Source organism: uncultured Sphingomonas sp. (assembly GCF_964243315.1).
GTDB lineage: Bacteria > Pseudomonadota > Alphaproteobacteria > Sphingomonadales > Sphingomonadaceae > Sphingomonas.
Map to the genome: position 1 here is coordinate 1 of NZ_CAXTEM010000030.1, position 24,651 is coordinate 24,651.

A 24,651-nucleotide genomic window follows, 5' to 3' on the forward strand; every position below is an offset into this window, starting at 1 on the left:
TCATCCATCTTGATGTCGCGGCCCTGGCTCTCCATCGCCGCCATGAAGAAGCGCAGCGAATCGGCGCCGTAGCGGTCGATCAGCCCGAGCGGATCGACCGTGTTGCCCTTCGACTTCGACATCTTGGCACCGTCCGCCGCGCGGACGAGACCGTGTAGATACAGCGTCTTGAAGGGCACATCACCCATGAAGTGGATGCCCTGCATCATCATCCGCGCGTCCCAGAAGAACAGGATGTCGAAGCCGGAGATCAACACGTCGTTGGGGTAGCGACCGCCCAACTCTCCCCTCCCGCTTGCGGGAGGGGCTGGGGGAGGGCTTGTGGAACCAGGGACGTCGGCGTCTGCGGACAGGCCCTCCCCTGGCCCCTCCCGCGAGCGGGAGGGGGACTCCGGCCACCCCAAGGTAGCGAACGGCCACAAGGCACTGGAAAACCACGTATCGAGCACGTCGGGATCACGCGTCAGCGCCACGCCCTCGCCAGCCGCAAGCTGCGCTTCGGCTTCGGTCTCGGCGACGAACACCTGTCCGTCATCGGCGAACCACGCCGGGATCTGGTGCCCCCACCATAATTGCCGCGACACGCACCAGGGCTGGATGTTCTCCATCCAGTTGAAGAAGGTCTTCTCCCAAGTCTTCGGCACGATCCGGATCTTGCCCGAACGCACCGCCTCGATCGCAGGCTGCGCTAGCGTCGCCGCATCGACATACCATTGATCGGTGAGCCACGGCTCGATCACCACACCCGATCGGTCACCGTACGGCGTCTGGATCGTGCGATCCTCGACCCGCTCCAGCGTGCCCTCCGCCTCAAGCTGAGCGATGACTGCCGCCCGCGCTTCGAACCGGTCGAGCCCGACGAATGCCTGGGGGATCAAGCCGTCCAGGGTCTGTGCAACCGCGCCTTTTGCGTCGAGCATGTTGAGCATGTCGCCGGCCTTGAACCCGGCGCGCTTGCCGACCTCGAAATCGTTGAAGTCATGCCCCGGCGTGATCTTCACCGCGCCCGATCCCAGCTCAGGATCGGCATGCTCGTCCGCGACGATCGGGATTAGCCGGCCGGTGATCGGCAGCCGCACCTGCTTGCCGACCATCGCCGCATAGCGTTCGTCGGAGGGGTTCACCGCCACCGCCATGTCGGCGAGCATCGTCTCCGGTCGCGTCGTCGCGACCGAGATCGTGCCGCTGCCGTCGGCGAGCGGATAGCGCAGGTGCCAGAACTTGCCCGCGATCTCCCGCGTCTCGACCTCGAGATCGCTGATCGCGGTGCCGAGACCAGGATCCCAATTCACCAGCCGCTTGTCGCGGTAGAGCAGTCCTTCGCGGTGAAGGTCCACGAACACCTTCAGGACTGCCGTCGAAAAACCCTCGTCCATCGTAAAGCGTTCGTTGGTCCAGTCCATCGAACAGCCGAGCCGGCGCAGCTGGCCGGTGATGGTGCCGCCGCTCTCGTTCTTCCATTCCCAGACCTTCGCGACGAACTCGTCGCGGGTGAAGTCGGTGCGCTTCTGCTGGCGTTCGGCCATCTGCCGTTCGACGACCATCTGCGTGGCGATGCCCGCATGGTCGGTGCCGACGACCCACATCGCATCCTTGCCTTTCAGCCGCGCGTGGCGGGTGAGGATGTCCTGCAAGGTGTTGTCGAGCGCATGGCCGATATGCAGGCTGCCGGTAACGTTGGGCGGCGGATTGACGATCGTCCACGGCTCCGCGCCGGGCCGCTCGGGGCGGAACAGGCCGCGGTCTTCCCAATGCGCATACCAGCGCGCCTCGATTGCGGCGGGGTCGAAGGTCTTGGTGAGTTCGGTCATGCGCGGGCCATAACCCGCGTCGCGGCGATCGTCACCCCGGCGCGGATCGTCACGGTTTCGCCGCCTCCCGGACCCGCGCAATGCACGGTCTCCTATGATGAGGCTGAACACTTATCCGGAAGATCGCCGATGTCGGCTGCCTATGACATCATCCACTGGCTCGACAACAATGGCGAGGTACTCGCCTTGGCGCGGCTCGACGTACGGATGATGGAAGCGACCTCGCGCGAGAAGCTCAGCGTGCGCGCGATCCGGCGCGATACTCAATGCTCGCCCGAATTCCTGGCGGCGTTGCGTCGCGAAGCCGGCGTCGTCGCCGGCAAGCCATGCCCGTTATGACGGTGGAGAACGCGCAATGACCGCCCCGCAGTTTCCGGTGACGATGGATGACGCCCATGGCCGCGTGATCGTCGGCAAGCCCGGCGCCGACCAAGCGCACATCCTGCACTGCAATTACTACAACAACTATCTGCTGCGGACGATCTGGAAGGATGCCGGCGGGATCATCGATGCCGAGCCGCTGCTGATCGGCGCCAGCGTCGAACAGGCGTTCGCCCAGCTATCCGCGTTGTTCGCACAGCAGGGCATCGTGAGCGTCGAAGAGCGCAAGGCCTTCGCCAGCCGACTCTACAGCTGGCAGGGGCTCGGCACGCTCGACTTCGCGGAGATCGGCGAGGCGGGCGGAACCGTCAGCTCCACCAGCCAGCATTATGCGGAAGGATGGCGCGCCCAATTCGGCCGTTCCGACGCGCCGGTCGGCTTCGTCACGCAAGGCTGGCTCGCCGGCGCGGCAGCGGCGATATACGATCTGCCGCAGGATCATTTCCGCGTCGGGCAGGACGAATGCGGCGCGATGACCGGCGGCCGCGGCAATCGCTTCACCCTTCGCCCGGACGGCGCCAATTTCACGCTATTCGACGGTGGAGTCGGGCTCGGCCCGCTATCGGCCGCGCCGTCGCGATGCCGTGGGATCGATCAAGACATGGATCCCGACGCGATACGAGCCGCGATCCGATCGCTGCCGCTGTTCGGGGACGCTGAGGTCGATGCCGGCCTGGTCCGCAACTTCGACGTCATGATCACCTGGCAACCGCATCGCTACTATGATCGGATCAGCTTCGAGACTCTGCGCGAGACGATCCGATGTCACGGTCCCGAAGGCCGCACATTGGTAGAGACGCTGCTGGAGGAAGCCGGTCACCGCTGCGGCTTCAGGACCTTCGGTGGCATCTGGCGCTCGCCCGAATGGGCCGCGCTGGTCGAGCCAATGTGCCGGACCCGCGAGGATCGGATCGCGGGCATGATCGCGATCCTCGACTGCTGCGGGTGGGGCCGAATCCATTGCACTGACCTGAGCGAGCGAGAGGCGGTGTTCGTCGTCCATGACGATTATGAGAGCATCGGCTATCTCGATCTCTACGGGCCGGCCGATTTCGCGACCACCTATCTCTTGCCGGGCGGGTTCCGGGGCATGATGAACCTCGTCTACAACGGCGCGATCCACGAACGTCCGGCGCTCACCGAGCGGTTCTACGACGATCTGTGTCGCCGCCCCGACGCCTATCGGTCCATTGTCGACCGCTGCACAGCGATGGGCGATACTGCGTCGGTGTTCCGCATCACCCGCGGGGCATGACGTCGCCGCCCAGGCGCGTAGTCGCGACGCAGGATCTCGACTGCGTCGACCGCGCCAAGTTTCGCTATGTGCTGGACGCACCGGTGTCGCCATCGTTGCTCGACGTTTTTCCTGACTGTCAGGTACGGATCAGCACCTTCTCCCGCTTCAGCCCATTGGCGCGCGACCTGTTCACGATCCTGCGACCCGGCAGTTTTCGCTGCGACGGCATCGTCGGGAGCGACGAACTGATCGTGACGTTCGAGGGTGAGGCGGCGGAATGGCCAGTCACGACGATGCGGGAGTTCGATGGTCGGCTGGCAAAGGCGGGCTGCGGCGCGACCGAATACCGGCGCGGCGCGGACCTCGGCTGCGGTGAGTGCCACGCCCGGTTCGGTAAGCGATGTCGCGGATCAGCCACCCCACCAACGCGTAATCCCGGACTTGATCCTGGGTGACGAGAAGGGGTGTCACACCCCCCCTACTTCCCCACCCAGCGATTCATCCAGCCGAGCACTTCGCGGTACCATTGCCGGCTGTTCTTCGGCTTCAGCACCCAGTGGTTCTCGTTCGGATTGACCACCAGCCGCGACGGAATTGCGCGCCGTTGCAGCGCGGTGAACGCCGCCAGCCCCTGCGTATAGGGGATGCGGAAGTCCTTCTCGGCGGTGATCACCAGCATCGGGGTCTTCCAGTCGTTGACGTAATTGACCGGGTTCCACTTCTCGAACGCCGCAGGATCCTCATGGTACGCCTTGCCGCCATGCTCCCATTCGTCGAACCATAGCTCGTCGGTCTCGTACGCCATCGCTCGAGCGTCGAAGACGCCGTCATGCTGGACGACGCACTTGAACCGGTCGGGCCATTTGCCCTCGATCCAGTTCATCATATAGCCGCCGTAGGACGCGCCGAGCGCACAAGCATTGTCTGCGTCGAGCCAGCCGAACCGGTCGGTCGCCGCCTTCAACCCGGCCTTCAGATCGTCCAGCGGCCACCCGCCCCAATTGTTGCGGATCGCATCGGTGAAGGCCTGGCCGTACCCCGTCGATCCATGGAAATCGATCGCGACGAGGCCGTAGCCCGCGCCCGCGAACACCGCGGGGTTCCACCGGTACGACCAGCTGTTGTTGCTCGACCCCTGCGGCCCACCATGGACCATGAACGCGATCGGCACCTTGCCGGTGCTGCCCGCGGTGCGCACCGCATAGCCCCAGACGCGGTCGTTGTTGGCGCCGGTAAAATTGAACCGCGTGACCGTCGGCATGTCGATCCCGGAAAGCTTCTCCGCGTTGACCGACGTCAGCCGCGTCGTTCGCTTGCCGACCAGCCGGTAGAGATCGTCGGGCGCGACCAAGCTATTCATCGCGAACACCACGCCGCGCGTGGTCGGCACCACCGCCGACACGTTTCCTTGCTGGGTGAGCCGCGCGACCTTGCCGCTCGCCGGATCGACCGACCAGATGGGGTTCTCCTGCGTGTCTTCCGCGGTGACGTAGATCGTTTGCGAATCGGGTGCCCAAGCTACGAATGCGATCGACCGATCCCAGCTCTCGGTCAGCGCGCGCACTCGCCCGCTGGCGACGTCGCGCACCATCAGCACCTGCCGGTCTGCTTCATAGCCCGGCCGCTTCATCGCCACCCAGGCAAGCGTCCGACCGTCGGGCGATACCGTGGGGAGGGTATCGGTCGCGCGATTGGCCGCGGTCAGGTTGACCGGCGCGCTGGAGCCGTCCGCGGGCACGGCGAAGATGTCGAGATTGGTCGAGAGCGACTCGATCCGGCCGGCCTCGCGCAGCGCGAAATAGATCGTCCTGCCGTCCGCGCTCCACGACACTTCTTCACCGCCGCCGAACGGCTTCGAGGGCGCGTCGCCGATCAGCGCGCGCGACACCGCGACGCCGTCCCCCGGCGCGCCCTCGGCGGTGAGCGGCAGCACGAACAACTGCGATCGGTTACCGTACGCCCACGCGTCCCAATGCCGCACGAACAACTGGTCATAGACCCGCGCCGCGCCTGCATTCGGATCCTTCTTCTCCAGCGCCGGCGCGAGACTCGGCGCCCCCGGCTTGCGATCCGCCCAGACCAGGATCCGGTCGTCGGTAGGCGCGACCTCGAAGCCGCCGAACCCGCCCTGGAAGCCGGTCAGCTTGCGTGGTTCGCCCCCCGCCACCGCGACCGCCCAGATCGCGTCGTCACCACCCTTGTCGGACTGAAAGTAGACGGTCCTGCCGTCACGGGAGAATTGCGGCGTACCCTCGTTGACGTCGGCCTCGGCAACCAGCCGCTCGGGCTTGGCGCCTTTGCGGGTCAGATCGAGCCGCCACAGGTCGGTCCGTCCGCGATCCGCGGCGAGATCGGTTTCGCGCTGCTGCCAGACCAGCCAATGGCCGTCGCTCGACGCGGCAGGCGCGGCGATGCGGCTCAACATGGTCACGTCGTCGATGGTGAGCTGGCGAGCAGCGGCGGGCTCGGCGATCGCCAGCGCGAGAAGGCCGGCAGCGATGAGGTGCTTCATGCTTGATGTAGAGCAGACCTCGCCGCACCCGGCAACGGCCCCACGCTTACTTCGGCTGGGCGGTGATCTTCTCGATTTCGCGCGCGACCATCGTCTCCACCAGCGTCGGCAGATTGGCATCGAGCCAGTCGCGTAGCATCGGCCGCAGCATCTCGCGGACCAGCCCTTCGAGCGTGCCGTCGCTGTCCGGCTCGGGCTTCACCAGCATCTTGCTGAGCGCCTCCAGCGAGCCGCGACTGGCGGCAGCGGCCTGACGCGAGACGATCGGCTCGGCCGCTGTCTCGGCAGGCTCCGTGGCAGCAGGCGCGTCGACCCGTTGCGTGGGCACGGGCGTGGGCGCTGGCGTAGGCGCGGGTGTCGTCGCGACCGCGATCGGCGTCGGTGCAGCCGTCTGTGTCGGTGGTGGCGGCTGCCGGATCGGGTCGCTCAGCTCGAGGACCTCCTCGGCACGTACAGTCGGCGGCGGTGGCGCGGCGGGCGTATGCTCTCGGGCGACGTCCGCGGATGGGCCGGGGCGACGCGGACGCGACTGGCCCGGCTCGCTTTCCTCGGCGATGATCCGTTTGATCGACGAGAGGATCTCCTCCATCGACGGTTCGGCGCTGATGTCCCCCATGCGAAGCATCCCGTACGCGCGCCGACGCCCTTATTGGCGGTTCGGCGAGGCTGCACCTGTCGTCAACCCTGGGCTTCTGTCAACCGGTGTGTCGAGCAACGGATCGAGCGGCTTGCTGACCACCGCGGTCTGCGGCGGCGTCTGCGCGGTCGTGACGGACACCGGGACGGGCTCGCTGTCACTGGCGAAGTCGTTGATCTTGTTGCGAACCCGGCGATAGTTTGCGACAGGATCGTACAGCGCGCCGCCCTCCAGCCCGAGGTCGCGCGCTTCGGCATTGCCCATCGCCGCGAGCAGCGCGAAGCCCGCGACATACGCATCGCGGCGCGCGGTCACCAGCGTCACCTGACTGTTGAGCAATTCCTGCTCGGCATTGAGGATGTCGAGGATCGTACGCGTGCCGACGCTGTTCTCGGCGCGGACGCCCTCGAGACTGAGCTTGTTGGCGTTGACCGCGGTCTCCGACGACGCGATCACCTGCTGCGACGACTGCCAGATCGCATAGGCGGACCGCGCCTGCGAGATCACCGCGCGCTCGGTGCCGGTAACATTCTCCAGCGCCTGGCTGCGCTGCGCCTGCGCCTGACGCACCTGCGCGGCAGGCCGACCGCCCTGGAACAGCGGCAGGGTCAGCTGCACGCCAGCCGATGCCGATGTGCCAGAATTAGGCTGCGGGCTGCCCGCCGGCAGCGAGCCGAGATAGTTGAAGTAATTGGGCCCGGTCACGAGAGCGACACGCGGCAGCCGGTTCGCACGGGCGACGTTGATGTCGTAGCGCGTCGCGTCCGCCTGGCGCCGTGCCGCGATAAGATTGGGGTTGTTCTCCAATGCGACGCTGACCGCCGTCGTCGGCGAACTGGGCAGGTTCGGCAGCGCCGGCGGCTCCTCGAGCGCGACCGGCGGTGAGCCGACCACCTGGATGTAGTTCTCGCGGCTCGTGATCAGCTGCGCCTCGGCCTGCTGCAACTGCGCGCGTGCCAGCGCCAGCCGTGCCTCCGACTGCGCGACGTCGGTCCGCGTCAGGTCGCCGACCTGGAACCGGTCGCGGCTCGCGCGCAAATTGACCTCGAGCACACGGACATTCTGCTGGTTGAGCGAGGTGATCGCCTCGTCACGGATGACGTTCAGATAGGCGGCGACGACGTTGGTGAAGGTCGTCGCCTCGGCACCGCGGAGCGTCGCGCGGCCCGCATCGACGCGGGTTTCCGCGGCGCGTACGGAATTCTTCACCGCGCCGCCCTGGTAGAGCGGCACCGACAGGTTGAGCGATCCCGACGCGGTGCGTTCCGGGTTGATGAAGTTGTTGTTGGCGACCAGGAAATTGTCGATTACCGAACTGTTGACGTTGATGCCCGGCAGGCCGTTCGATCGCGCGATCGGCACCGCCTCGTCGGTGGCGCGCTGCGCGGCGCGCTGCCCGGTGATCGTCGGATTGCTGGCATAGGCCTTCGCCAGCGCCTCGCGCAGCGTCTCCGCGCCGGCCGGCGTCGCGGCGATCCCCGCCAGCAGCAGGATACGCAGCAGACGCAGCGTCAAAACCGGAAGCCCTGCGGCTTGGTGAAGCCCGGCAGCACCACGCAGTCGCTATCGACGAACGCGGCGAGCCCAAACCCACCGTCGGTCTTGCGACCGCTCGCCAACCGAATAACGCCCTGATCGACGACGCCGCTGACGACGCGCCCACCCGGCACGACCTGCGCGACCAAGGCCGGCGGCACCGCTTCGATCGCGCCGTCGATGACCAGCACGTCATAGGGGCCACCATCGGCATAGCCGGCGGCGAGCGAACCCTCGACAAGATCGACGTTGCCGAACCCCGCCAGCGCAGTCTGCGCGATCGCGACGAGTTCCGGATCCTCCTCCACCGCAACGACATGCGCGACGATCTCGGCCAGCACGGCGGCGGTATACCCACCAGCGGCCCCGACCAGCAGCACGCGATCGGTAGCGAGCAGATACGCCTCGGTCAGCAGCCGGCCCGTCGCGATCGGCAGGTTGATCGCGCGACCATCTCCAACGGGCAGCGCGGTGTCGCGATAAGCCATCGACTTCACCGCATCGGGCACGAATGCCTCCCGCGGGACCCGGGCCATCGCCTCGACGATCCGTACATCGCTAACTGCGTTGGTGCGCAATTGGCTTGCGACCATGGCATGCCGCATCGCGCGATGATCGGTGCCGCCGGAGACGTTGCTGTCGATGCTCGTAATCATGGCCACCCCTGTCGCACAGCTGTCTTAGCCATGCAATACACTAATTCCACAACCGGCTTGTATCGCGCAGCGTCCGGGTAGCCAAGCGGCGGACGCGCACTCACGACGGTTTCGATAAGCACGCGACTTTCCGGTCAGGGCTGAGGCGACCGATAGTTTCACCGATCCCGGTTGACCGCCGCCCAAAAACCCCCCATCTGGCGCCGCCTTGGCCCGATGGCGGAGTGGTGACGCAGAGGACTGCAAATCCTTGCACCCGGGTTCGATTCCCGGTCGGGCCTCCATCCTTTTACCAGCACGCGGGGAGCGTCCGCACTAGGCGCCCTTCAGCGCCTCACGCGCGACCCGTTCTACTTCGGGGTCCAGCTCGGGCGGGTCCATCGGAACCTCCTTCGCCAGGGCATCGGCTACGATCGTCAGCGCCTCGATCCGGGCTGCCTTCTTGTTGCCGCCGTCGATCACGTGCCACGGTGCCCCCGCGGTGTCGGTCTTCGCGAACATGTCGTGCATCGCCGCCAGATACTCGGCGCGGCGGGCGCGGTTGCGGAAGTCGTCTAGGCCGGTCTTCCACCGCTTCCACGGATCGTCGAGCCGCGCCAGCAGGCGCTTGTCCTGCTCTTCCTGGCTGGTGTGGACGAACAGCTTGACCAGCGTCGTGCCCGACTCCACCAGCGCTTCCTCGAAGGCGCTTATCTCGGCATAGCCTGCCTGCCACTCTTCGGGCGTGGCATAGCCCTCGACCCGCTCGACGAGCACGCGGCCGTACCAGCTGCGGTCGAACACGACGATGTTGCCGGGTGCAGGCATCCGCGTTCGGAAGCGCCAGAGGAAGTCGTGCGCCTTCTCCTCCGCGGTGGGCGCGGCGATCGGGTAGACCTCGTAGTTGCGCTGGTCCCATTCCGCGGTGAGGCGCTGGATGATGCCGCCCTTTCCCGCCGCGTCCCAACCTTCGAGCATCACGACGGCCGCCTTGTGGTGGACGATGTGCGCGACCTGAATGTGTTCCAGCCGTTCCTGGAGATCGGCGAGGTCGCTCTTGTAATCGCCCTTGTAGCGGCGGCCGCGTTCGTAATCGGCGAGGTCGATGCTCATGCGCGGTGTCTCCAGGTTGCGCGCAGGGTAACGCCGATCAGCCCGGCTTGGGGCCGTCCACCGTCACCTTGATGTTGAGTTCCTTCAGTTGCTTCGCCGTGGCGTAGTTGGGCGCGCCCATCATCAGGTCCTCCGCGCGCTGGTTCATCGGGAACAGCACGACCTCGCGCAGGTTCGGCTCGCCCGCGAGCAGCATCACCATCCGGTCGATCCCGGGCGCCGATCCGCCATGCGGCGGCGCGCCGCATTTGAACGCGTTGATCATGCCAGCGAAGTTGGTGTCCACATCGGCCTGCGTATAGCCCGCGATCTCGAACGCCTTGTACATGATCTCGGGCCGGTGGTTCCGGATCGCGCCCGACGACAGTTCGACGCCGTTGCAGACGATGTCGTACTGATAGGCGAGGATATCGAGCGGATCCTGCGTCTCCAGCGCGGCCAGTTCGCCCTGCGGCATCGAGAACGGATTGTGGCTGAAGTCGACCTTCTTCGCGTCCTCGTCATATTCGAACATCGGGAAGTCGACGATCCAGCAGAATTCGAATCGCGTTTCGTCGATCAGCCCCAGCTGCTGGCCGACCCGGGTGCGCGCCAGGCCGGCGAGCTTCGCGGCCTGAGCCTCCTTGCCGGCCGCGAAGAAGATCCCGTCGTTGGGACCGATGCCGAGCGATGCGGCGATCGCCTGCATCCCCTCCTGCCCGTGATTGTTCGCAATCGGGCCGCCGAACACGCCGTCCTTCTGGGTCGCGTAGCCGAGCCCCGGGAAGCCCTCGCTCTGTGCCCAGCTGTTCATCTCGTCGAAGAACTTGCGGCTCTTCTCGGCGGTGCCCGGCGCAGGAATCGCGCGGACGACATCGCCGCCCTCGACCATTGAAGCGAACCGGCCGAAGCCCGATCCGCGGAAATGATCCGAGACGTCGGTGATCACGATCGGGTTACGCAGGTCCGGCTTGTCGCTGCCGTATTTCAGCATCGATTCGCGGTATGGAATGCGCTTGAACGGCAGCGCGGAAACCGTCCGCCCCTTGCCCTGCCAGTCGGCGAACTCCTCAAATACGCCGTGCAGCACGGGTTCGATCGCGGCGAACACGTCGTCCTGGGTGACGAAGCTCATCTCGAAATCGAGCTGATAGAATTCGCCCGGCGACCGATCGGCACGCGCATCCTCGTCGCGAAAGCACGGCGCGATCTGGAAATAACGGTCGAAGCCCGCGACCATCAGCAGCTGCTTGAACATCTGGGGCGCCTGGGGCAGCGCGTAGAACTTGCCCGGATGAACCCGGCTCGGCACCAGATAATCGCGCGCGCCTTCGGGCGACGAGGCGGTCAGGATCGGGGTCTGGAATTCGGTAAACCCCTGCCCGTTCATGCGGTTGCGCAATGAGGTGATCACCTGGCTGCGCAGCATGATGTTGGCGTGGAGCCGCTCGCGCCGCAGGTCGAGGAAGCGGTAGCGCAGCCGGATGTCCTCGGGATATTCATTCTCGCTCGCCACCGGCATCGGCAGCTCGCCCGCGTGGCTCTGCACCACCGCCTCGGTCGCGCGGACCTCGATGCCGCCGGTCGGCAGGTTCGGGTTCACCGCCTCGGCACTGCGCGCAGTCACGGTGCCGGTGATCGTCACCACGCTCTCGCTCTTCAGCGATTCGATGATCGCGAACGCCGGCCCTGATACGTCGGTGACGATCTGGGTGATGCCGTAATGATCGCGCAGGTCGATGAAGACGAGGTCGCCATGATCGCGCTTCTTGTGGACCCAGCCCGAGACGCGGACCTGCTCGCCGACCTGTTCGGGGCGAAGTGCGGCGCAGTTATGGGTGCGATAGGCGTGCATGATCGGGTCTTCTCGTCAGGATTTCGCGCCGGATTGCGCCGGCGGGTACGAGCCCGGGCGCTTCCGGCGCGCAACGCACTTTGTCAAGGCGGACGGGTATGGCTATGGACGGTGTGATGCACGTACACCCGTTGATTACAGATAGCGCGACCCTCGCCAATCTCTGCACCCGCCTCAGCGCCGCCGACTTCGTGACGGTGGACACCGAATTCATGCGCGAGAGCACCTATTACCCCGAACTCTGCCTGATCCAGATCGCGGACACTAACGAAGCCGCCGCGATCGATCCGATGGCGCCGGGGCTCGACATGACCCCGCTGCTCGAACTGCTGACCGATAACGAGGACGTGCTGAAGGTCTTCCACGCCGGCGGACAGGACATCGAGATCGTCTACAACCTGACCGGCAAGACTCCGCACCCGCTATTCGACACCCAGGTGGCGGCGATGGCGCTCGGCCAGGGCGAACAGATCGGCTATTCCAATCTGGTCGACAGCTGGCTCGGCATCCAGATCGACAAGGGCGCGCGGTTCACCGACTGGGCGCGCCGGCCCTTGGACGAGCGCCAGATCGATTATGCGATCGGCGACGTCACGCATCTGTCCGCAATCTTCCCCAAGATGCTCGAGCAATTGCGCAAAACCGGTCGCGGCGTGTGGCTCGACCAGGAGATGGAACGGCTGGCCGATCCCGCCAACTATGCGAACGATCCCGACCAGGCGTGGAAGCGCGTCAAGATCGCGGGCCGCAAGCCCGACGTGCTCGGCCGCCTGAAGGCGCTCGCTCGCTGGCGCGAGCTGGAGGCGCAGGCCAAGGACCTGCCACGCGGCCGCATCGTGAAGGACGAGACCCTCGGCGACATCGCCGGCCACCCCCCGCGCAAGCAGGCCGATCTGGCGCGGGTCCGCGGGCTGTCGCAAACCTGGGCGCAGAACGACATCGGCGCGCGGATGATGGCGGCGCTGGAGAACGCGGCGCCGCTCGGCCCCGACGAGCTGCCGCCGCGCGACGATCGCAAGCCGGGCCTCGGCAAGGACGGTTCGCTGGTCGCGGACCTGCTGAAACTGCTGCTGAAGATCCGCTCGCGCGATATCGACGTCGCGTCGAAACTACTCGCGCGCACCGACGAGCTGGAGGCACTGGCCGCGGGCGCGCGTACCGGGCTGCCGATGCTGGAGGGCTGGCGCTTCGACCAGTTCGGCCGCGATGCGCTCGATCTCGTCGAGGGCCGCCTCGCTTTCGCGGTAATCGGCGGCAAGCTGAAGATGACGCGGACGGAATAGGGGCGCGCGTCGGTGGACGCGGAGCGTTTAGCCAACGAACGCCGTGTTCCTGCGAACGCAGGAACCCAGAGCCTCCGGTGGTAGCGCTTGTAGCCCTGGGCTCCTGCGTTCGCAGGAGAGCCGGCTAAATCGGGACGACCGTCACCCCAGCTTCGCGGCCAACCCCATGCGTGCCGCCAACGCAGCATGCCGACGCTCTACCGCGTCGCCGTAGAGTGCCCGGTCGTTCGCCTCGAGGTGCAGCATCAGCGCTCCACCCTCGACCGCGACTCGCGATCGCTTGAGCGGCGCGGCGATGCCGCCGGAGAGGCGCTGGCCCAGCCTGATCGCCAGCCCCCATTGCGCGGCGATAGCGATCTCCGCGGGTGAGGCGAGTGCACCGAGCGGCTCAGGGGGCAGCGGTCCGCCCCCGAGGCTGACGTACAGCGCCTGTGCCAGCATCGCGCGCTCGGCGGCTTCGATCGCGACCCAATTGCCGTGGAGCGCGATCTCGACACCGCGTTCGGCGCGGAAATCGGGGTTGGCATGCCAGCCGACATCGGCGAGGAGGCACGCGGCGTGGCGGATGCGGGAGAGACCAGGCGGTTCGCCGGCGAACAGCGGCGCGATCCAGCGGTTCAGAAGGTCGCCATGTTCGGGAAAGCGCCCGAGCAGCCTCCCTTCCTCGCGGGTGCCGACGATCAGCGGATCGAGCGCGCGGGTCTCGGCATCGAGATTGCCGTAGAGCAGGCCCTCGCGCAGCCCGAAAGACGACGCGATCGCGGTGGTGCTGCCGAGCTCGCGCAGCAATAGCCCGAGCAGCGCCGCCGCGTCGCCGAGCGTCGTCGCACGCCCCGAGGAAAGGCCGGAGATCGCGCGCAGACGTTGTTTGGTGAGATGCGAGATCACCCGCCCAAGCCGGGTCACGGTCGCTGCCGACAGCGTGTAGCCGTGAATGATCGGCAGCGGATAGCCCGAGTCGATCATGTCGAGCTTGGCCAGCGCGCGCCACGATCCGCCGACCATGTAGAGCGGCAGTCCCTTGCCCCGCCCGGCCCAACCGGCGTCGCGGATCAGCTTCACCACGTGACGCTCGAACGTCTTGTCGCGTCGCGCCCGCAGCGGAGCGATACGCAGCACGCCGAGCGGGAAGGACACGCGGTCGGTGATCGTGCCGGCGACAACGCGAACCAGTTCCAAACTGCCGCCGCCCAAATCGCCGACGATGCCGTCGGCTTCGGGCAGCGCGGAGATCACGCCCTGCCCTGCCGCCACCGCTTCCTGTTCGCCCGACAGCAGTTCGACGGTTAGGCCGAGCTTCTCCGCCGCCGCGATCAGCGCAGGACCGTTCGACGCGTCGCGAACCGCGGCGGTGGCGACGGTACGCACGTCCGCCTCCATTTCCCGCGCGACCGCCGCGAACCGCGCCAGCCCCGCAACCGCGGACTTGAAGGATGAGCGGTCGATCGTCCCCGTCGTCGCCAGGCTACGGCCGAGCCCGGCCATGACCTTCTCGTTGAACAGGATCGCGGGCACCCGCGGATGCCCCTGGTAGACCACCAGCCGGATCGAGTTCGAGCCGATGTCGATGATCGCCGTGCGCGGCGGCGCTTCCGCCGTACCGGCGGCGGCCTTGCGCGCGAACAATGCCACCTAGCGGCGGCGCCGAAGCGAGAGCGTCGGCACTGCGTCGCTGGCGCCGAGTGCCGCGCCGCGGCCGGAAAGGGACGGATTGATCATGAAATACCGATGCAGGTTGAACGGCTTGTCGCCGGGCTCGTCGCGGACATAGCGGCCATCCGGCTCCAGCTCCCAGCTTTGTTCGGTGTCGATCAGATTCGCGACCATCACCTGGTCGAGCACCTGATCATGTACCGTCGGATTCTCGATCGGCAGCATATATTCGACGCGGCGGTCGAAGTTGCGGGGCATCCAGTCCGCCGACGAGATGAACACCCGCGCGCCGTCGTTGGGCAGTGCGGCGCCATTGCCGAAAGCGAAGATGCGGCTGTGTTCGAGGAAGCGGCCGATCACTGACTTCACGCGGATGTTCTCCGACAGGCCGGGCACGCCGGGCCGCAGGCAGCAGATCCCGCGGATGATCAACTCGACCTCCACGCCCGCGCCGCTCGCCTCGTAGAGCTTCTCGATGATCGCGGGATCGACCAGCGAGTTCATCTTCGCCCAGACGCCGCCGGGCTGCCCCGCCCGGACGTTCGCGATTTCGGTATCGATCAGTGCGATCAGGTCGCTGCGCAGGTCGCGCGGCGACAAGCTGACCTTGGCGATGTCTACCGGCTCGACATAGCCGGTGACGTAGTTGAACAATTGCGCAGCATCGCGCCCGATCCGCGGATCGGCGGTGAAGAAGCTGAGATCGGTGTAGATCCGCGCGGTCACCGGGTGGTAATTGCCCGTCCCGAAATGGCAGTAGGTGCGGAACTTGCCGCCCTCGCGCCGGACCACCATCGACACCTTTGCGTGGGTCTTCCATTCCAGGAAGCCGTAGACGACCTGCACCCCGGCCCGCTCCAGCGCGGACGCCCAGTAGATATTCTGCTCCTCGTCGAACCGCGCGCGCAGCTCGACCACCGCGGTGACCGACTTGCCCGCTTCGGCCGCCGCGATCAGCGCGTTGATAACTGCGGGCTGCTTGCCGGCGCGGTACAGCGTCTGCTTGATCGCAATCACGTCGGGATCGACCGCGGCCTGCTTCAGATACTCCAGCACCACGTCGAAGCTCTCGTACGGGTGGTGGACGATGATGTCCTTCGCACGAATCGCCGCGAAGCAATCGCCGCCGAACTCGCGGATTCGTTCGGGGAAGCGCGGCACATAAGGTGGAAATTTCAAGTCGGGCCGGTTCTCGTCTACGATCGTGTCGAGGTCGCCGATGCCGAGCAGATTGCCGCTTTCGGTGATGATCGCGTCGGTCTTGCCGAGTTCGCTTCGTAACACTGCGGCCAGAGCCTCCGGCATCCCGGTCTCGAGTTCCAGCCGGATCACGCGGCCACGGCGCCGGCGCTTGATGGCATTGGCGAAGTAGCGGACCAGGTCCTCGGCTTCCTCGTCGATCTCCATGTCGCTGTCGCGCAGCACCCGGAACGCGGCGGCGCCGCCGATGTCGTAGCCCGGGAACAGCAACGGCGCGAACCGCTTCAGGATCGCCTCGATCGTGACGTAGCGCGCGGGCTCGCCGGGAATCCTCACGAACCGTGCTGCGCTGATCGGCAGCATCACCAGTTCACGGACCGGCTCCTTGTCCGATCGGCGCACCAGATCGAAGATGACCGACAACCCCTTGTTGGGGATGAAGGGAAACGGGTGCGCGGGATCGAGCGCCTGGGGTGTCAGGATCGGGAAGATCTGTTCGCGAAAATGCGTCTCGAGCCATTCCGCGGCCTCGGCGTCGACCTCGTCGCGGCGCAGCACGTGGAGCCGCGCCTCGTCGAGCGCATTGCGCAGGTCACCCCACACCGCCTGCTGGCTCGCCATCAGCGCGTCGGCCTCTTCGGTGATCGCGCCGAGCTGCTGCCCGGCAGTGAGCCCGTCGGCCGACCGGCGATCGACCTCCTTCAGCTGCTGCCCTTTCAGCCCCGCGACCCGGACCATGAAGAATTCGTCGAGGTTCGATCCGGAAATAGATAGAAAGCGAAGGCGTTCGAGCAGCGGATGTGCGCTGTTGCATGCCTCCTCCAGCACGCGCCGGTTGAACGCCAACCACGACAGCTCGCGGTTGAAATAGCGGTCGCTCGCCTCGGGGACGAAGGGATCGTCGTCGGGATCGGCGAGATGGGCGATGTGCGCGGGACGGGTCATCGGTCGGTTCTAGGGACAGAGGATTGCTGGCTCGTGACAATGCCGGCCTCGGCTAGCGTGGTTCGGGCGAGCGGGATCGACAGCCGCTTGCGCCGTTCCAGCACTTCCTGGTCGAGCACGTCGACAACGCGCTGGATCGCGACATGGCTCCGTTCGACCCGCGCGGCGAGCCAGTCGATCAGGTCGGCGCGCGCATCGAGCCCACGACGGTCGAACAGCCGCGTGAAGAGCGCGCGCATCAGCGCGTCGTCGGGCGCCCCGATCGCGACATGGGTGCTCGCCACCAGCCGCGACCTGAGATCGGGCAGCTTGACCGCCCATTCCGGCGGCACTGCGTCGGCGACGATCACCAGCGGCCGGCGATCCGCCTGCGCGGTGTTCCAAGCGTGGAAGATCGCGGTCTCGCTCTGCCGCTCCGCATCGTCGAGGATCGTACCGCCGCTCTTGGCCGCGAAGATCCGCGCGAGCAGGCTGCGCCCCGATTTGCGTGGGCCGGTCAGTACCGCCGCCATCACCGGCCAGGCGCCCCAATGTTCGAGCTGGTGCGCCGCGCGCGCGTTGGATGGCGTGACCAGGAAAGCGTCGTCGCGCGGATCGTCGGGCCAGGCGAGCGGCAGCGCGATCTGGCTCATCCCGCGGGCGCGCCGTCCGGTGGCAGATCGGCCGGGACCAGCCGCGGCGCCCGACGAATGCGGATCGTCTGCCCGCTGCCGAGCACCTGATACCCGCGCGACTCGAGCGCCGCCCGCAACGTCTCCGGACTGCCGTCGAACGTGACCCGCAGCAGCGACAGGCCACCGAGCGCGAGGCTGGTGGTCGCGGCGGATCGCACGCCCGGAATCGCGCGGATCGCTTGTTCGGTATTGGCGACCGCAGATGCCGTCGGCGTGTCGAACTGGATGGTGACCGCCGTTTCCTGTCCGGTCGTCGCCGGCAGGCCGGTGTCGCCGGGAAGGATATCCTCGATGACGGTCTCCTCGACCGCTTCGGGCGCCGGGGTCGGCGGCGGTTGCAGGCTGAAGTCGGGCCGCAGCGCGCCGCCGCGCAGCGCGCGCTGGTACAGTTCGTCGAGGCGCTTGACGCCAACGTCGAGCAATTGCGGCAGCCCCGCCGCGGTGCCGACCTTCAGCGTGAAGCTGCCGAGTTCGCGATTGTCGGGCCCGTGCCGCGCCTGGAACACGCCGATGACGGGCCCGCCGGGATAGGTGCGGTACAGCCGCACCACCGGGACCAGGATGTCGTCCGCGCCATATTGATCGAGGATCGTGCGCCACCAGCCGCGACCCGGCCGAAGCACCTGCCCTGCGTTCATCAGCAGCGAATCGGCGCCGGTGCCCGATGGGCGAACGTAATCGACGCTGCTGTTGCCGGTGCGGAACCGCGCCCACGCCTCCTGCCAGTCGTTGCGGCGCTCGAACGCGGTCGCGACGCCGCCCGAGACTTGGAGCGGGATCACCAGCATCGGTGGCGATCGATCGGCGTAGGCGGAGATGCCGAGCAGGCTGCTCGCCCGCGCGCGATTGAACAGCACGCCGAGCTTCGCGATGTACCGCGTCGGGCCGATCTGTTCGTTCTCGACGACGATGCCCGACACCATCTGGTCGAGCGTCCCGTCGGACACCGATGCGCCACCCGCGCCGAGACGGCTCGACAGCTGCACCCAAGCCTTGCGCTGTGCCACCCGCCAACCGCCATAGCGCGCCGCGTCGGCGGTCTTGGCGGCGAAATCGACCGAGATCCCGCTGACTTCGTAGCTGCCCGAGCTGTCGATCGGGGTCGCGCCTTTGCTTGCATCGGGGCCCGCGTCGACTTGCGCGATCGCAGCCGCCCCGGCGAGAAGCGTGGCGATCGCCAGCAGGGTCGACGGGGAACGGGCACGCATCCGCGGCCTTTTGGCGAACCAGACGTGGAAATCCAAGCGGGATATCGATAGCAGCATCCCGCATGACCACCGACAACCCCGCCGCACCCTACACTTACGCCGATGCCGGCGTGTCGATCGCGGCGGGCAACGCCCTGGTCCGCGCGATCGGGCCCCTCGCGCGATCGACCCGGCGGAGCGGCGCCGACGCCGATCTGGGCGGGTTCGGCGGCTTCTTCGATCTGAAGGCGGCGGGCTTCGTCGATCCGCTGCTCGTCGCCGCCAATGACGGCGTCGGCACCAAGCTGAAGCTCGCGATCGAGTGGGATCGGCACGAAGGCGTGGGCATCGATCTGGTCGCGATGTGCGCCAACGATCTCGTCGTCCAAGGCGCCGAACCGTTGTTCTTCCTCGATTACTACGCCTGCGCGAAGCTGGAGGGCGGCATCGCCGAACGCGTCGTCGCTTCGATCGCGGAAGGGTGCAAACAGGCCGGTTGCGCGCTGATCGGTGGCGAGACTGCGGAGATGCCGGGCATGTACGCGCCCGGCGATTACGACCTTGCCGGCTTCTGCGTGGGCGCGGTCGAGCGCGACGCGGTGCTGACCGGTCGCGAGATCGCGGCGGGCGACGTGATCCTCGGCCTCGCCTCGTCCGGGGTGCATTCGAACGGCTTCTCGTTGGTCCGCCGTCTCGCCGCCGATCGCGGCTGGAAGCTCGATCGGCCAGCGCTGTTCGATCAGGACAAGCTGCTGATCGATCACCTGATGGCGCCGACCCGGATCTACGTATCGAGCCTGTTGCCGCTGCTGAAGGCGCGGCGGATCAAGGGGCTGGCGCACATCACCGGCGGCGGATTGCTGGAGAACATCCCCCGCGTGCTGCCCGAACAGGCTCATGCGGCAATCGACGCCGATGCCTGGGAACAGCCGCGGCTGATGGCGTTCCTGCAAGCTCAGGGCTCGATCGAGCCGGAGGAGATGGCGCGTACCTTCAACTGCGGCGTCGGCATGGCGGTGATCGTCGCCGCCGACGATGCCGCCGATGTCGCCGCGGCGCTTACCGCCAGCGGCGAGACCGTGCACGCCATCGGACGGGTCGAGACGGGCGCGAGGGGCTGCACCGTGCGCGGCTCGACCGAGACGTGGAGCGCGCGCGCCGACTGGACCGCCACGCATGCCGCATGAAGCCGGCCGGCCGAAGCGGGTCGGCGTGCTGATCTCCGGCCGCGGATCGAACATGATGGCGCTAGTCGAAGCGGGGATCGACGTCGCGCTCGTCGCCTCCGACAAGCCCGACGCGCCGGGCCTCGCCTGGGCCCGCGACCGCGGCCTTGCGACCTTTGCGCTGTCGCCCAAGGGCATCGGCAAGCCTGCCTATGAAGCCGCGCTCGACACCGCGCTACGGGATGCGGGAGTCGAGGTGATCGCGCTCGCGGGGTATATGCGGCTGCTGTCGGACGCGTTCGTTGCGGCGTGGCGCGGCAGGATCGTCAACATCCACCCGTCGTTGCTGCCCAACTACAAGGGACTCGACACCCACGCCCGCGCAATCGACGCGGGCGATGCCGAGGCGGGCTGTTCGGTTCACATCGTCACCGAAGAACTCGACGCCGGCGAGGTGCTCGGCCAGCAGGCGGTGCCGATCCTGCCCGGCGACGATGCCGATGCGCTTGCCGCGCGCGTGCTGATCGCCGAGCATGCGCTCTACCCCCGTGTCCTTGCGGAGTTCGTGCGACAATGACCGATCAACTGCTCCGCGTCCGCGAGGTCGCCCTGGCGCTGCCCGAAACCGAAGAACGCGAGAGCCACGGCCAACCGACTTTCTTCGTCGCGGGGAAGCAGTTCGCACAGGTCCGCGACGATCACCATGGCGACGGCTGCCACGTCGTGTGCGTGCGCACCGGCGGCAGCGACGAACAGGCGATGCTGATCGAGGCCGCGCCCGAGACCTACTCGCTGCCTTCCTACCTCGCGTCGGCGGGGTGGGTTTCGGTCGATCTCGCGGGCGAACCCGATTGGGCGCTGGTCGAGGACCGGGTCGCGCGCAGCTGGGAACTCGCCGCGCCCCGCCGCCTGCTGGAAGCCGGCGGACGATGACCAACGAGACGCCCGCCGAACGCCGCGAGGCTGCCGCCACCCGGCGGCGTTGGGTGACGCTCGCCGAGATCCTCGCGATCGCCGGCGTCGTCATCGCGGCGCTTGGCCTGTGGAGCAACTGGTCGGACCGGCGCGCCGACAATGCCGAAAAGGCGGCCACGCAAGCGAGCCAGCAGCGCGAGCGGATACGGTTCGAGTTGAAGGGGCAGGTCGCGAGCGACGGCGCGTCGGTGACGCTGCTGCGCGACGACAGCCACGCGCTCGGCGACGTGCGCGTGACCTTCCCCACTGCGCTCGGCATCGCGGCGAAGGATGCGGTCGACCACCGGATCGACCGCGACTGGTTCGCCGCACCGCTGCTGAAGCTGACCGACGGCGGCGCCGACGACGCCGCCGGGCGGCTGCCGGTGCTGGTGCGCTACGACTATAGCGTCGACGATGTGAAGGCGACCCGCACCGCGCTCTACGACGTCGTGTGGCAGACGAGTGGCCGGGTGTTGCTCGGGCGATCGTTGAAGATCACCGACTTCCGCCTCCGCGAAGGCCGCGGCGACGTCGCGCGACTGGATGCAGCGTGGGCGAAGGTGAAGCCTGCGGTCACCAAGCGATAAACCTCGGACATGTGTCCCCGCTAACGCGGGGACACAGTACTGGGCTCCCGCCTTCGCGGGAGCACGATGCGAGGGAGCGCACGCTCGAGAGAGAAAGAAAGAAAGAGAGAGAGAGAGAGAGAGCCGCTACCTGCTCCTACCACCCCGGCGGAGGCCGGGGCCCAGTTACGAGGCGGCAATAGTCGGGCGCTGCGCGCCGTTACTCCAGCTTTCCACCTGGGCCCCGGCCTTCGCCGGGGTGGTATAAGGACGCCGGGGTGGCGTAAACTCGGTGGTGGCCTTGCCGTCGGGATGGTGGAATCGTGACCGTGGACCAGCCTCAGATGTCGCGCGCGTAGACCAGATCGTCGTACAGCGTGCTGCCGACCAGATACTGCCGCTCCCCCACCACCACGAACCCGCTGCGTTCGTAGAACGCTCGCGCCCGCATGTTGCGGCCGAGCACACCCAGCAGCAGCCGGGTCATCCCCAGCCCCCGCGCATCGTCGATCGCGCAGTCCATCATCGCGCGTCCCAGGCCGCTGCCGTGCGCCAGCGACAGGGCGTAGATGCGGCGCAATTCGATGTCGGTCGCGCGCAGCTCGATGGGCAGATCGGGCGGGACCAGCAATGTGTAGCCGATCGGCGCGGCGCCCTTCGCATGCTCGGCCACCATCACCACCGCGCGTGCGTCCGCCGCCCAACTCGCGAATTTCGCCGGCGAACTGTTCTTGGCGCAGTGGGCGACGATGTCCGGCCCGGCCAGGATCCCCGCAAAGGTTTCGAGGAAGCTCGCCTGCGCGATCATCGCGACCGCGGGCGCGTCCGCGGGGGACGCGCGCCGCAATCGCCAGATGGGCGAACCCGTCACCTGATCAGCCGACGATTTCTTCGGGCTTGAAGAAATAGGCGATCTCGATCTCGGCATTCTCGTCTGAATCCGAGCCGTGGACGGTGTTCGCCTCGATCGATTCCGCGAGCTCCTTGCGGATCGTGCCGGGCTCGGCATTGGCGGGGTTGGTGGCACCCATGATGTCGCGGTTGCGCTGCATCGCGTTCTCGCCCTCGAGCACCTGGACCACGACCGGGCCCGAGATCATGAAGCTGACCAGCTCGCCGAAGAACGGGCGCTCCTTGTGGACCGCGTAGAAGCCTTCGGCCTGCTCGCGCGTCATCTGGATGCGCTTGGAGGCGACGACGCGGAGGCCGGCTTCCTCCAGCATCTTGGTGACCGCACCGGTCAGGTTGCGACGCGTGGCGTCGGGCTTGATGATCGAAAAGGTACGGTTCGCGGCCATGATGGTCACGGGCTCCTGAATTTGAGGCGTTGGAAAAGTGGCGCTCCCCTAGGCGGGGGGCGGCGCGGATGCAAGCTAGGCGGCCTGTTCCCAGCGCCCGGCGTCGTTCTGCTTCCAGTAGCGACGCTCCACCCCGTCGCGCTCGGCAAGCGCCTTCCAGGCGACGCGTGCCTCGCGGATCGCGTCGTCGTCGAAGAAGTGGAACGCGCGGTCGAAATCGAGCGCGTCGTCGCGCCAGACGCCGTCGACCAGCGCGATGTTGCGCGCGCGATTGGCGGCGTCGACCTCGCCCGCGATCAGGATAGGCTGCGCGGTGTCGTCGCCCGCGCCTTGTTCGGCATGCGGCAGGAAGCTGTCGGGCGAATAGCTCCACAACAGCCGATCGACCGTGACGCGCTGCACCGGATCGCCGGCGACGATCAGCAATCGCCCGCCGCTTGCCACCACCTTCTCGCAGATCTGCGGCAGTGCGCGGTCGAGCGGGGTCGCGGTCAGATGGTAGAAATCGACCTTCACGTTCCCCGCTCCCGCTTCCCGTTCAGCCTTCGAAATTGTCCGCGACGAAGCGGTCGAGCAGGCGGACGCCATAGCCCGTCGCGCCCCTGTCGTGGACGTTGCCCGCCTTTTCCGACCACACCATCCCGGCGATGTCGAGGTGCGCCCATTCGACACCCTCCTCAACGAAGCGCTGGATGAACTGCGCCGCCGTGATCGATCCGGCGCCACGCGGCCCGACGTTCTTGATGTCCGCGATCTGCGAATCGATGATCTTGTTGTAGGTATCCGACAGCGGGAAGCGCCACAGCTTCTCCCCCGTCGCGAGCCCCGCCGCGGTCAGTTGCGCCGCCAGCGCATCGTTGTTCGAGAACAGGCCGCCATGTTCGTTGCCGAGCGCGACGATCATCGCACCGGTCAGCGTCGCCAGATCAACGATCGTATCGGGAGCGTGCGTGCGCTGGACCCAGGTGATCGCGTCGGCCAGCACCAGCCGGCCCTCCGCATCGGTGTTGAGCACTTCGATCGTCTGCCCCGACATCGACGTGACCACGTCGCCGGGGCGCATCGCATTGCCGTCGGGCATGTTCTCGACGAGTCCGCAGACGCCGATCACGTTCGCCTTCGCCTTGCGCGTCGCGATCGCCTTCATCGCGCCCGCCACCGCGCCGGCACCGCCCATGTCCCACTTCATGTCTTCCATGCCGGCGGCGGGCTTGATCGAGATGCCGCCGGTGTCGAAGGTCACGCCCTTGCCGACCAGCGCGACGGTCGGGGCCTCCGACCCCGCGCCGTTCCACTTCAGCGCGAGCAGCCGTGCCTCGCGCCGCGATCCCTGGCTGACGCCGAGCAGCGCGCCCATGCCGAGCGCCGCCATCTCCTCTTCTCCGAGCACGGTGATCTCCAGCCCCAGGCCCTCGACGTCCTTCGTCACCCACTCCACGAACGTCTCGGGATAGAGGATGTTGGGCGGCGCGGACACCAATGTGCGGGTCAACGCCATGCCCTGCGTCACCGCGTCGACCTTCGTCCACGCGCCGTCGGTGCCCGACGGTGCGCCGGCGATCGTGATCGTCGTCAGCGTCGGCTTCGCCTTGTCGGCGAGCTTGGTGCGATAGGTGTCGTAGCGCCAGGCGCGCTGCTGCGCGGTGGCGGCAAAGCGGGCCGCGCCCTTGGCGGTCGGGGCGTCGGCAGTTGCGGAAAGATCGACGACCACCTCGGTAGCCCCCGACGTCAGCAAACGTGCGGTGAGCGCGCCCCCGGCCTTTTCCCACGACGCTTCGTCGCCATTGCCGACGCCGAGCAACAGCACTTGCCGCGCGCCGTCGGCGACCGGCACGAACAGCTCGACGACGCTACCCGCATCGCCGGTGAAACGCGCGCCGCGCGCCGCGGCCGACGCGATCGTGCCCGCCGAAGCGCCGAACCGGCTCCAGTCGAGGCGATCGACGCCGTCCTTGCCGACCGGCAGCGCGACGATCGCGGCGTCGGCGGACGCGGCAGGAGTGAAACGGATTTGCATGGCAGGCCT

The 24,651-nt window shown here is 67.3% G+C and carries 23 protein-coding genes and 1 tRNA gene; 9 read left to right on the forward strand and 15 right to left on the reverse strand.

The features are described 5' to 3' along the window. A partial coding sequence (locus ACFE77_RS10050) for a valine--tRNA ligase (RefSeq protein WP_375421504.1) occupies positions 1–1,811 on the reverse strand: 1,811 nt, incomplete at its 3' end. Positions 1,812–1,940: 129 nt separating this feature from the next. Here ACFE77_RS10050 and ACFE77_RS10055 point away from each other — a divergent pair. From ACFE77_RS10055 to ACFE77_RS10065, 3 genes are read left to right on the forward strand one after another with little or no spacing between them, the layout of a single operon-like run. Next, on the forward strand, positions 1,941–2,150 hold the full coding sequence (locus ACFE77_RS10055) for a hypothetical protein (protein WP_331011935.1): 210 nt from the start codon (positions 1,941–1,943) through the stop codon (positions 2,148–2,150). 16 nt (positions 2,151–2,166) lie between these two features. Continuing rightward, entirely contained in the window at positions 2,167–3,447 is a 1,281-nt protein-coding gene (locus ACFE77_RS10060; protein ID WP_375421505.1) for a hypothetical protein, read from the forward strand. Then, positions 3,444–3,884 (forward strand): hypothetical protein, encoded by a 441-nt coding sequence (locus tag ACFE77_RS10065; RefSeq protein ID WP_375421506.1) that lies wholly within the window; start codon positions 3,444–3,446, stop codon positions 3,882–3,884. The genes ACFE77_RS10060 and ACFE77_RS10065 overlap by 4 nt, the downstream gene beginning before the upstream one ends. A gap of 23 nt (positions 3,885–3,907) precedes the next feature. On the opposite strand, the gene ACFE77_RS10070 is transcribed toward ACFE77_RS10065, so the two are convergent. Genes ACFE77_RS10070 through ACFE77_RS10085 form a run of 4 tightly spaced genes read right to left on the reverse strand, consistent with a single transcriptional unit; the run spans position 3,908 to position 8,770 of the window. Continuing rightward, complete coding sequence (locus ACFE77_RS10070) at positions 3,908–5,941, reverse strand: prolyl oligopeptidase family serine peptidase (protein WP_375421507.1); 2,034 nt, start codon at positions 5,939–5,941, stop codon at positions 3,908–3,910. A gap of 46 nt (positions 5,942–5,987) precedes the next feature. After that, complete coding sequence (locus tag ACFE77_RS10075) at positions 5,988–6,557, reverse strand: DUF2497 domain-containing protein (protein ID WP_375421508.1); 570 nt, start codon at positions 6,555–6,557, stop codon at positions 5,988–5,990. A 30-nt stretch (positions 6,558–6,587) separates the two neighbouring features. Continuing rightward, complete coding sequence (locus ACFE77_RS10080) at positions 6,588–8,093, reverse strand: TolC family outer membrane protein (RefSeq protein WP_375421509.1); 1,506 nt, start codon at positions 8,091–8,093, stop codon at positions 6,588–6,590. Beyond that, positions 8,090–8,770, reverse strand: a complete 681-nt coding sequence (locus ACFE77_RS10085) for a protein-L-isoaspartate O-methyltransferase (RefSeq protein WP_375421510.1) — start codon at positions 8,768–8,770, stop codon at positions 8,090–8,092. The genes ACFE77_RS10080 and ACFE77_RS10085 overlap by 4 nt, the downstream gene beginning before the upstream one ends. Before the next feature lie 210 nt (positions 8,771–8,980). On the opposite strand from ACFE77_RS10085, the gene ACFE77_RS10090 reads away from it, so the two are divergent. Beyond that, a tRNA-Cys gene (locus ACFE77_RS10090) sits at positions 8,981–9,054 on the forward strand. Between the two features lie 31 nt (positions 9,055–9,085). Here the strand turns inward: ACFE77_RS10090 and ACFE77_RS10095 are convergent. Together ACFE77_RS10095 and aspS are read right to left on the reverse strand one after the other, a co-directional pair. Then, complete coding sequence (locus ACFE77_RS10095; protein ID WP_375421511.1) at positions 9,086–9,862, reverse strand: polyphosphate kinase 2 family protein; 777 nt, start codon at positions 9,860–9,862, stop codon at positions 9,086–9,088. 37 nt (positions 9,863–9,899) lie between these two features. Further along, positions 9,900–11,696 carry an aspartate--tRNA ligase gene (aspS, locus tag ACFE77_RS10100; RefSeq protein ID WP_375421512.1) on the reverse strand — a complete coding sequence of 599 codons (1,797 nt, stop codon included), beginning with the start codon at positions 11,694–11,696 and terminating at the stop codon, positions 9,900–9,902. Between the two features lie 116 nt (positions 11,697–11,812). Here aspS and rnd point away from each other — a divergent pair, with 116 nt between their 5' ends. Then, positions 11,813–12,979 carry a ribonuclease D gene (gene rnd / locus ACFE77_RS10105; RefSeq protein WP_375421531.1) on the forward strand — a complete coding sequence of 389 codons (1,167 nt, stop codon included), beginning with the start codon at positions 11,813–11,815 and terminating at the stop codon, positions 12,977–12,979. Positions 12,980–13,120: 141 nt separating this feature from the next. Here rnd and ACFE77_RS10110 read toward each other — a convergent pair whose 3' ends face one another. From ACFE77_RS10110 to ACFE77_RS10125, 4 genes are read right to left on the reverse strand one after another with little or no spacing between them, the layout of a single operon-like run. Next, on the reverse strand, positions 13,121–14,611 hold the full coding sequence (locus tag ACFE77_RS10110; RefSeq protein WP_375421513.1) for a Ppx/GppA family phosphatase: 1,491 nt from the start codon (positions 14,609–14,611) through the stop codon (positions 13,121–13,123). Next, positions 14,612–16,777 carry an RNA degradosome polyphosphate kinase gene (locus tag ACFE77_RS10115; protein ID WP_375421514.1) on the reverse strand — a complete coding sequence of 722 codons (2,166 nt, stop codon included), beginning with the start codon at positions 16,775–16,777 and terminating at the stop codon, positions 14,612–14,614. Beyond that, positions 16,774–17,409 carry a chromosomal replication initiator DnaA gene (locus tag ACFE77_RS10120; RefSeq protein ID WP_375421515.1) on the reverse strand — a complete coding sequence of 212 codons (636 nt, stop codon included), beginning with the start codon at positions 17,407–17,409 and terminating at the stop codon, positions 16,774–16,776. Before ACFE77_RS10120 ends, ACFE77_RS10115 begins: the two co-directional genes overlap by 4 nt. Further along, positions 17,406–18,659, reverse strand: coding sequence for a heavy-metal-associated domain-containing protein (locus ACFE77_RS10125; protein ID WP_375421516.1), 1,254 nt, complete (start codon positions 18,657–18,659; stop codon positions 17,406–17,408). Before ACFE77_RS10125 ends, ACFE77_RS10120 begins: the two co-directional genes overlap by 4 nt. A gap of 62 nt (positions 18,660–18,721) precedes the next feature. Between ACFE77_RS10125 and purM the strand changes: the two genes are divergently transcribed. Genes purM through ACFE77_RS10145 form a run of 4 tightly spaced genes read left to right on the forward strand, consistent with a single transcriptional unit; the run spans position 18,722 to position 21,348 of the window. Next, complete coding sequence (purM, locus tag ACFE77_RS10130; RefSeq protein ID WP_375421517.1) at positions 18,722–19,825, forward strand: phosphoribosylformylglycinamidine cyclo-ligase; 1,104 nt, start codon at positions 18,722–18,724, stop codon at positions 19,823–19,825. Continuing rightward, entirely contained in the window at positions 19,815–20,381 is a 567-nt protein-coding gene (gene purN / locus ACFE77_RS10135) for a phosphoribosylglycinamide formyltransferase (RefSeq protein WP_375421518.1), read from the forward strand. Before purM ends, purN begins: the two co-directional genes overlap by 11 nt. Beyond that, positions 20,378–20,737: an MmcQ/YjbR family DNA-binding protein gene (locus tag ACFE77_RS10140; protein ID WP_375421519.1), complete on the forward strand. Its 360-nt coding sequence runs from the start codon at positions 20,378–20,380 to the stop codon at positions 20,735–20,737. The genes purN and ACFE77_RS10140 overlap by 4 nt, the downstream gene beginning before the upstream one ends. After that, positions 20,734–21,348, forward strand: coding sequence for a hypothetical protein (locus tag ACFE77_RS10145; protein WP_375421520.1), 615 nt, complete (start codon positions 20,734–20,736; stop codon positions 21,346–21,348). Before ACFE77_RS10140 ends, ACFE77_RS10145 begins: the two co-directional genes overlap by 4 nt. Positions 21,349–21,667: 319 nt before the next feature. Here the strand turns inward: ACFE77_RS10145 and ACFE77_RS10150 are convergent, their stop codons facing one another. The 4 genes from ACFE77_RS10150 to ACFE77_RS10165 all read right to left on the reverse strand — a co-directional run bounded on the left by ACFE77_RS10150 (position 21,668) and on the right by ACFE77_RS10165 (position 24,642). Continuing rightward, positions 21,668–22,198, reverse strand: a complete 531-nt coding sequence (locus ACFE77_RS10150) for a GNAT family N-acetyltransferase (RefSeq protein WP_375421521.1) — start codon at positions 22,196–22,198, stop codon at positions 21,668–21,670. 4 nt (positions 22,199–22,202) lie between these two features. Further along, positions 22,203–22,625 (reverse strand): nucleoside-diphosphate kinase, encoded by a 423-nt coding sequence (gene ndk / locus ACFE77_RS10155; RefSeq protein ID WP_187504046.1) that lies wholly within the window; start codon positions 22,623–22,625, stop codon positions 22,203–22,205. 75 nt (positions 22,626–22,700) lie between these two features. Continuing rightward, complete coding sequence (locus ACFE77_RS10160; RefSeq protein WP_375421522.1) at positions 22,701–23,141, reverse strand: DNA polymerase III subunit chi; 441 nt, start codon at positions 23,139–23,141, stop codon at positions 22,701–22,703. A gap of 22 nt (positions 23,142–23,163) precedes the next feature. Further along, positions 23,164–24,642 (reverse strand): leucyl aminopeptidase, encoded by a 1,479-nt coding sequence (locus tag ACFE77_RS10165; RefSeq protein WP_375421523.1) that lies wholly within the window; start codon positions 24,640–24,642, stop codon positions 23,164–23,166. Positions 24,643–24,651 lie beyond the last annotated feature (9 nt).

Bases quoted from the DNA above. Each gene is read 5' to 3' on its own strand.
- ACFE77_RS10055 (WP_331011935.1), top strand. From the start codon at position 1,941: ATGTCGGCTGCCTATGACATCATCCACTGGCTCGACAACAATGGCGAG.
- ACFE77_RS10060 (WP_375421505.1), top strand. From the start codon at position 2,167: ATGACCGCCCCGCAGTTTCCGGTGACGATGGATGACGCCCATGGCCGC.
- ACFE77_RS10065 (WP_375421506.1), top strand. From the start codon at position 3,444: ATGACGTCGCCGCCCAGGCGCGTAGTCGCGACGCAGGATCTCGACTGC.
- ACFE77_RS10070 (WP_375421507.1), bottom strand. From the start codon at position 5,941: ATGAAGCACCTCATCGCTGCCGGCCTTCTCGCGCTGGCGATCGCCGAG.
- ACFE77_RS10075 (WP_375421508.1), bottom strand. From the start codon at position 6,557: ATGGGGGACATCAGCGCCGAACCGTCGATGGAGGAGATCCTCTCGTCG.
- ACFE77_RS10085 (WP_375421510.1), bottom strand. From the start codon at position 8,770: ATGATTACGAGCATCGACAGCAACGTCTCCGGCGGCACCGATCATCGC.
- ACFE77_RS10095 (WP_375421511.1), bottom strand. From the start codon at position 9,862: ATGAGCATCGACCTCGCCGATTACGAACGCGGCCGCCGCTACAAGGGC.
- aspS (WP_375421512.1), bottom strand. From the start codon at position 11,696: ATGCACGCCTATCGCACCCATAACTGCGCCGCACTTCGCCCCGAACAG.
- rnd (WP_375421531.1), top strand. From the start codon at position 11,813: ATGCACGTACACCCGTTGATTACAGATAGCGCGACCCTCGCCAATCTC.
- ACFE77_RS10115 (WP_375421514.1), bottom strand. From the start codon at position 16,777: ATGACCCGTCCCGCGCACATCGCCCATCTCGCCGATCCCGACGACGAT.
- ACFE77_RS10120 (WP_375421515.1), bottom strand. From the start codon at position 17,409: ATGAGCCAGATCGCGCTGCCGCTCGCCTGGCCCGACGATCCGCGCGAC.
- ACFE77_RS10125 (WP_375421516.1), bottom strand. From the start codon at position 18,659: ATGCGTGCCCGTTCCCCGTCGACCCTGCTGGCGATCGCCACGCTTCTC.
- purM (WP_375421517.1), top strand. From the start codon at position 18,722: ATGACCACCGACAACCCCGCCGCACCCTACACTTACGCCGATGCCGGC.
- purN (WP_375421518.1), top strand. From the start codon at position 19,815: ATGCCGCATGAAGCCGGCCGGCCGAAGCGGGTCGGCGTGCTGATCTCC.
- ACFE77_RS10140 (WP_375421519.1), top strand. From the start codon at position 20,378: ATGACCGATCAACTGCTCCGCGTCCGCGAGGTCGCCCTGGCGCTGCCC.
- ACFE77_RS10145 (WP_375421520.1), top strand. From the start codon at position 20,734: ATGACCAACGAGACGCCCGCCGAACGCCGCGAGGCTGCCGCCACCCGG.
- ndk (WP_187504046.1), bottom strand. From the start codon at position 22,625: ATGGCCGCGAACCGTACCTTTTCGATCATCAAGCCCGACGCCACGCGT.
- ACFE77_RS10165 (WP_375421523.1), bottom strand. From the start codon at position 24,642: ATGCAAATCCGTTTCACTCCTGCCGCGTCCGCCGACGCCGCGATCGTC.